This is a genomic window from Neobacillus drentensis (genome assembly GCF_036962765.1).
Taxonomy (GTDB): domain Bacteria; phylum Bacillota; class Bacilli; order Bacillales; family Cytobacillaceae; genus Neobacillus; species Neobacillus drentensis_C.
Genome location: NZ_JBALOS010000423.1, coordinates 880 through 1,386, shown reverse-complemented (window position 1 = coordinate 1,386; position 507 = coordinate 880). Strand labels below are relative to the sequence as shown.

General features: G+C 30.8%; 1 protein-coding gene. It reads left to right on the top strand.

Annotated features, from left to right (window positions below):
• A partial coding sequence (locus V7137_RS30325; protein ID WP_335701506.1) for a hypothetical protein occupies positions 1 to 504 on the top strand: 504 nt, incomplete at its 5' end.
• Between the last annotated feature and the right edge of the window lie 3 nt (positions 505 to 507).

The following is a 507-nucleotide window of genomic DNA, read 5'->3' as shown; positions in this document are numbered from 1 at the left end:
CCATATGATAATTCCTATTTATTTACCTTAAGTTATTTGGAAGGGGTAAAAGGTTATTTGAAATATAAGTTAGTTAAGGTTGAAGACCCTTCGGTAGAACAATCTTATTCTATTGTGGAAAATTTAGGATTAACAAATTGGGATTTGGTATATTATGAGCCAATTCATCAAGTTTATATTTTTGTTCATAAGGACTATGAATTAACAATTATGGACGCTGAATTAAAAACCGTCTTAAAAAGAGTAAATTTAACCGAAAATGGAGTTCAAAGTACCGATGAGTATTTTGTCCATATCGCTTCATCAAATGATGGTAATTACATTGTTCTCACTTCAAATGATAGGGTCCTTATATTAGGATTTGAAGACTTAACCCCTATCCAAATTGAAGAATTGGAATACGCCTGTTTTGCAGAATTTAGCAAAGATGATACTTATTTTCTTGTTGGTACTTGGTCAAAAGGCTTTGTATTTGAGAATAATCTTAAGGGATTAAAACTTTAGCAC